4 protein-coding genes and 1 pseudogene are annotated in these 6,346 nt (G+C 56.2%); 2 read left to right on the plus strand and 3 right to left on the minus strand.

What is annotated here, in order from left to right:
• Positions 1–388 precede the first annotated feature (388 nt).
• Complete coding sequence (locus DJ69_RS09250; protein ID WP_099255343.1) at positions 389–2,860, minus strand: efflux RND transporter permease subunit; 2,472 nt, start codon at positions 2,858–2,860, stop codon at positions 389–391.
• Between the two features lie 3 nt (positions 2,861–2,863).
• A complete protein-coding gene (locus DJ69_RS09255; protein ID WP_245851607.1) occupies positions 2,864–4,483 on the minus strand; it encodes a COG1361 S-layer family protein in 1,620 nt (539 codons plus the stop codon).
• Between the two features lie 231 nt (positions 4,484–4,714).
• On the opposite strand from DJ69_RS09255, the gene DJ69_RS09260 reads away from it, so the two are divergent.
• Entirely contained in the window at positions 4,715–5,410 is a 696-nt protein-coding gene (locus DJ69_RS09260) for a TetR/AcrR family transcriptional regulator (RefSeq protein ID WP_099255344.1), read from the plus strand.
• A gap of 443 nt (positions 5,411–5,853) precedes the next feature.
• Here DJ69_RS09260 and DJ69_RS19195 read toward each other — a convergent pair.
• A pseudogene (locus tag DJ69_RS19195) lies at positions 5,854–5,988 on the minus strand (AI-2E family transporter); the annotation flags it as partial.
• A gap of 1 nt (position 5,989) precedes the next feature.
• Between DJ69_RS19195 and DJ69_RS19115 the strand changes: the two are divergent.
• On the plus strand, positions 5,990–6,250 hold the full coding sequence (locus tag DJ69_RS19115; protein WP_144050416.1) for a mechanosensitive ion channel: 261 nt from the start codon (positions 5,990–5,992) through the stop codon (positions 6,248–6,250).
• The last annotated feature ends 96 nt before the right edge of the window (positions 6,251–6,346 follow it).

Raw genomic sequence — 6,346 nt, forward strand, 5'->3', positions numbered from 1 at the left:
GTGCTACACAAGAGCGTACCACGTGATAAACCGCATAGATATGTGCCGTCACTGGATGGTGCTTTCCACTGACAATGGTATTGCCGGGTCTCCAACCCGACCGTTCAGATTCCACGAATCCGATACAGAAGCAGGGCAAAGCGTCAGAGACTCCCTACTGGCAAAAACAACAGATGGGGTCAACGACACAGAGGATAGGACTGACATCCTCCCCGCGGTAAAAAACGAGGCTTTCTCCTCGATTCTCCGTAACGGCGGGTTGGCATCGTCAGTTAGCCACCGACCACGACGACTGGGTCAAACACGTTCCCGCAAAGTGGCGGAGTCACATTACAAAACTGAAACTCTCACCGCTTAGGATTCCTGCGTCTTCAAGCGCAGGAGGTTGTCACCCAGTCACAACTGACTCCATTCCGTTCCAGACACCGTCATAGCGCTCCCACAAGATGACCGCAGGGGGAAGTGCAACGATCGTGAACACGAACGAGTACACCACGCTAATTGCCATCAAGAGACCGAAGTCTCCCAAGACAGGAGTGATGGCAAGCGCGAGTGCGCCCGTTCCGAGCGAGGTCGTCAACATACTCCCAAGCAACGCACCGCCGGTTCCTGAAAGCGTGATGATCATCGCCTCGTGTGCACCTGCACCGTCGTTGAACTCGTCGATGAATCGGTGGGTGGCATGCACCGAGTACGCGATCCCCAGTCCAATCGAAATGGAGAGGATCGTCCCAGTCAGCGCATTCAGCGAGATCCCGAGATATCGCATCGTCCCGAGCAGGAACGCGATTGCGATCAGAATTGGGAAGAGGTTCACAATACCCAGAAGCGGCTTCCCTTCCAAGACGGCGTACGCAATGACGAGGAACAGTCCTGTCAGCCCCATTGCGAGGATCAACCCTTGAATCGAAGAGTTGAAAATGATATCCGTTACCGCGTCGAAGACGACGAGCTGGCCAGTCGCGGTCGTCTGGTAGCGGAACTCCTCCGCAAATGCTCGAGCGTCGGCGGCGGCTTCGCTCTGTGAGGCGCTCGAGTCGATCGCGTAGTCGACCTGTGCATTCCGCCGGTCAGGAGTGAGGTACTGTTCTGCGCGGTCGCCCGATTGCGAGGCGAACAGTTCGTCGTAGATCCGGTCGAGATTCTGATCGGGGATCCCGTTCCCGTCGATATCATTGCGGGCGACCAACGCGGCGAATTCAGGGTCCCGTTCGGCCTGAGACTGTATCACGGTCAGGATGCTGGTCGGCTGTGCAGCTCCGCCGTCACCAACAGCAAGCGAGCCCACTGCGTCGTCGTTCGGGTCGTCAAGCGCCTCGAGCGCATGACCCTCTTCGAAGTTTCCTTCGATGTACAACGTCACAGATTGGTCTTGGTTGGTCGAAAACCGGTCTTCAAGCAGATTTATCGTCTCCGTGACCGTGTACTCACTCGGTGCGAACGGTTCAGGCAACCCGGTCACGTAGTCGGGTTGCTCTTCGGGAGGCAGAAAGTCCTCAGTCTCGAACGACGTATCAACACCGCTCCCGTACGCTGCTGCCATTCCGCCCGTCACAAGCAACACGACGACGAACGCGATCGGCGCGTACTGACTCGCCTGCGCCGGGAACGACAAGAACTTGCCAAGCGTGGAGTCTTCTGAGGAGATCGGCGCCGAGTTGAACTCAGGGACGTTGTAGGCGTCTCGCAATTTATCCACCTCCAACTTTGCGGCCGGAAGAAACAGCCCGAAAATCAGGAACGTGAAGATGATCCCGATTGCGGAGACAATCCCGATGTTCCGGATCGGTGTGAGATCTGAAATGACGTTTGCACCGAACCCGAACACGCTCGTGACTGTCACGATAATGAAGGCGATCATCAGCTGGTTGTTCGCCTCTCGCATCGCCTCGATGGCATCGTATCCTGCGACTGCTTCCTCGCGGTAGCGGTTGATAATGTGAATCCCGAAGTCGACGCCCACTGCTAGCAACAGCACAGGGACGGTGATCATCTGCTGGTTAAACGGAATCCCAGAGAACCCAAGGAAGCCGAAGGTCCAAATGACAGTCATCAGAAGCGACAGCAGCCCCAACGACAGGTCGATCGGGTCCCGGTAGGCAACGACGAGGAACAACAGCAGCAACAACACGACGACCGGCATCACGATCGTCAACGAGTCCCCGATAACGCTTGCCGTTTCAGCATTTGTCACACCGCTCCCAAACGCAGTGAGCTCACCCGGTTGGTCCGCTGCAATCGACCGAATTGTCGTCTGAACCTCTTGGAGGTCGCCACTGGTGAATCCCGCAGGGACATCGTGTGAGATAACCGTGATCGAGGCCGATGCGCTTGCGCTCGTCGGGTTGAAGTCAGTCGCAAGGGTCCCTGTGAACCGCGGATTCTCAGAGAGCCTGCGGACGACCTGACGGACGCGGGTTTCACTTGTCGATTCGATAACGCGCCGCTGTTCAGCCGCCGTACTCGCCGACGGATCAAGCGTCTGGGCGACGACAGTTGCCGGGCCGTTCGACGAGGCGACGCGGAGGTTATCGCGCGATTCGACCTCCTCTAGCACCCGGAGGTCTCGCAGCAACGCCTCTTTTGTGAGGACATTACTTCCAGAGTGGATGAGCTGCGTTGATTCACCCTCCGGTTCAAACGGGTCTTCGAACTCTTGATTGACGGCGTCAAGCGCTTCCTGTTCTTCGAGCCCCTCCGTGAACGAATCAGTTGCTTCGGTGTCTGTGCTGACGAGGCCTATCCCACCGGCGAACACAAGCGTGAGGACAAGGAATACGACGATGACTCGGCGTGGGCTATCGACAATACTGTCGTTGAGCCGCCGCGTCCACGCCTCGATCTGCTCGCCGAGCGACATCGGCTATTGCCGCCTCCGGTAGACGACAAGCCCGCCCGTGCCGACAACGAGAAGTGCGACGATGATTACGGGGAGCGGGAGCCCACCATCCTCGCTTTCAACGACATCGATCGGGACACGGAACGTGTCGGTGAGCTGGCTGTCGCCGTCGGCGTCATCGTACCGGAAGTCAAGCGAAATAGGGTAGGTACTGCCCGGCGTTGCCGAGCCCGTGGTGGTCAACTCGAGTGTCATCGTCGTGGTCTCGCCGGGCTCAAGTGACTGAACGTATCCAGTGTCGGTATCACCGGTATCGAGCGGATCGTCGGCAAACAGCCGCGCTTCGACGTCGCTTGCGGTCTCGTTCAGGTTGTTTGTCACCGCGACATCGACGGTACGAGTCCCGCCGGACTGAATCGTACGGTTTTCGATGGTGACATCGAAGCGGTCACGCTCGGGCGCAACTTCGGCATTCGCAACGATATCTTCGAACGCCCGGAGTTCGGACTCGTCGTTGCGGTACTGAACTGCCATATCAAGCGACCGCAGACCTGCCTCTGCCTCACCACTGATCGAGATTGGCAGCGAAAAGTTCGCAGATTCACCGGGCGCAAGTGTTCCGACTGCAGTCGACTGCTCCGCTGGGATGACACTTGGATCACTGCCAGTGTACTGCACCACAACACTGCGTGCCGGGACAGGGCCGTCGTTACGGATCGTCCCGATCAGGTCCCCGTCTTCGGCAACACGAAGCTGTGACTCAACGTTCGTGAGTGCAAACGTCTGTTCGGCACGTGGAAGGACCCCAAGTGAGAGGCCACTATCCGTGCGAGAGATACCGTCAGGGTCCTCGAATGCGACAGATCCCGACAGCGTGTACTGTTGAACGGGAAGGTCCGACGCAACGCCAACATCGTAGGCGACAGTTGCCGTTTCACCGGGGTCAACCTCAGCCACGCGAACTGTGCCGGACTGACCACCGCTTACACTGACGCTGTTACTTTGGGTACTAAACGTCACATCAGCGTTGTGGGCGGTCTCAGAACCGACGTTCTCGATCGTCGCCTCAACAGTACCAGAGTCGCCGATCTGAGTGTTGCTCTCAACATCGACGACTTGGAACCGTGCATCATCACGAACGCGGAGGTCAATCTGCCGAGAGACCGTCACAGTCCGGTCCTCACCAGAGGAAATGTATGAGTAGGTAATGTCAAGATCGAGCGTGTAGGTTCCCGGGTCGACATTATTGGGGACGTTGATGCTTACCGGGACCGACCTCGGTGTCGTTGTCGTCACGCCGCCGATCGCGGTCTCACCGGACTCGACGGAGAGCGCTCCCGGCGCTTCGGCGTCCACGCGAACGTTCCGCGCGGTCAGTGCCGTCTCGGCCACTGATGGGTCACCAAACCGTAGGTTCCCGTCGTTTGCGATTGTCAGCTCTACTTGATTCGTCTGTCCCGGAACGAGGTTCGGGTTCGACGCATAGACATCAAGATCAGGCGAGCCCCCGACATTCGATGTCTGTGCCGAACCGATTCCACCGGAAACAGCGGCAGTTCCAGTAGTACTTGCCGTAGAGTCGCCGCCCATGGCAGCACCAACAGCACCGACACCGACACCACTGGTGAGAAGGAGGACACTCACAAGGACGACCGATAGCGGACGAGTTCGCATGTGCTACCTCGCCTCCGTGCATGTGGGGTTCCCCGATTGCAGGTGAAGCGAAGTCGGATCGAGACTACTCGGCGGGAAAAATCTGGGTTGCTGCACGTGAATTACTTCGCCCATGAATGAATAAACCTTTCTTTCTTGAGGTCTTGTATCCGGCATGGGAAAGACAAATATGACTGCTGTGGTGAAGGTGGGGCAACGACTGTGACACAGTTTACTGATAAAGATCGTGAGCGAATTCGCGAGGCGATGGTTGAAGCAGGTCATGAGCTATTCGCACGGTTTGGCTTCGATCGCACGCGTGTGAGCGATGTAACAAATGAAGTAAACATCGGCACGAGTACATTCTATCAGTTCTTCGATTCAAAAGAAGAACTGTATCTCGCGGTGTTAATTGCCGAACGCGAGCGTCTGTTTGCGCGACTCGAAACGGCAATCGCTGACGCGGAGTCACCGCAGGCAGAAGCCGAACTGATTCTACGAACCACGCTTGAGCAAGTCCGGTCGAATCCACTCGTCCGGCGCCTCTTCGTTGACGGTGAAATCCGGCGGATCGACGAACAACTGGATGGAACACAGTATGATAATTCCGATAAGAATGGAGGTAGCGGAGGTGACGACACTGTCTGTTCCGACGACACCAACAGCGACACTAGCTCAGCTATGGAGGCAGATCTCACTCGGGTATTACCGCAGCCAGAAGAGTGGATCACACGCGATGAGGTTCGCATAGACGACCCGGAAATCGTCCGTGGACTCTTGCAGTCGTTGCTGTTTGTCACGCAGGCGCGTGAAACACCTGTGGTCGCTGATGACAGCTACGATGAAATTGAAGAGGCACTGATCGACACCGTTGTTACGGGATTGTTTGCTGATGAGTCGCTGATCTCGCACTCTTGAACAGCTAGGGAGTCAACGACCTCACCCTACTTTTCTCATAGAGATACAAGGCGGAAACCCGCGACTTCAGTCGTGGGTTCCTGACTCTGGCAGGTTCACTCGTGGAGAATGTCTCAGAAATTCACCGAGTTCCGGCGGCGCTATTGTCTCTCAATCCTCGTTGAGCGCGGTGTCGACAGGTGGTGTCTCGAGATCTGAGTCGCTGACGGTCAGCTTCCTGTACACCCGCCTGAGAAGGATGGAGGTGGTGCTATTCCGGCGGACAAGCCGGTGCCGATGATGTGGAGTCAGCTCACGCATCGTCGTCACCGGCAGCCGTGGTGGCGAAATCGTCTGAGAGCTGAGCTGATGAACCAACATGTCTGAGAGAACCAGAGACGAAGCCGCTCCAAGCCTGTTGCGTCGTTGTCCGCGGGTCGGTTGTCTCGTTTGGTCGGGGTTGTTCAGTAGTCCGAGAGATTCGATTGTTGGTGTGGATGTCTGCCAGTGAGCACGTACGGGGCAATCGTTCTACAGAACTGTGCGACAAAGACGAGCAGTATCGGGCCGAGAAAGATGCCGTAGAATCCGAACGCGATCATGAATCAACCTGCCCCGCAAGCGCTTCCGGTCCGATTCGCTGACTCAGCGGTCGTTCTTGAACTTCGGTTCTGGATTGATTCTCCAATGCCTCAGCGGAAATGGCGTGCTATCCAAAATGTCATTCATAACGTGAAATCTGCGTTTCGTGAGGAAGGTATTAAAATTCTGTTCCCACAGCAAGACGTTATTAATTTTATGATTGAAACTTGGTTAGGTACACGGTCAGTACGCACTCTCGATCCAGCGGAAGACCCGTAACAGTAGGTGTAAATTAAAACTGATTATTACTAAAAAAATCACTCGTATTCAATATAGCACAGGAATTTGCCGTATCTTGAGGATTTTGAAGAGAAC

This window comes from Halorubrum persicum (assembly GCF_002727125.1).
Classification (GTDB): Archaea; Halobacteriota; Halobacteria; order Halobacteriales; family Haloferacaceae; genus Halorubrum; species Halorubrum persicum.

Coding starts and splice junctions, on each gene's coding strand:
- DJ69_RS19115 (WP_144050416.1), top strand. CDS start 5,990: ATGAATCAACCTGCCCCGCAAGCGCTTCCGGTCCGATTCGCTGACTCA.
- DJ69_RS09250 (WP_099255343.1), bottom strand. CDS start 2,860: ATGTCGCTCGGCGAGCAGATCGAGGCGTGGACGCGGCGGCTCAACGAC.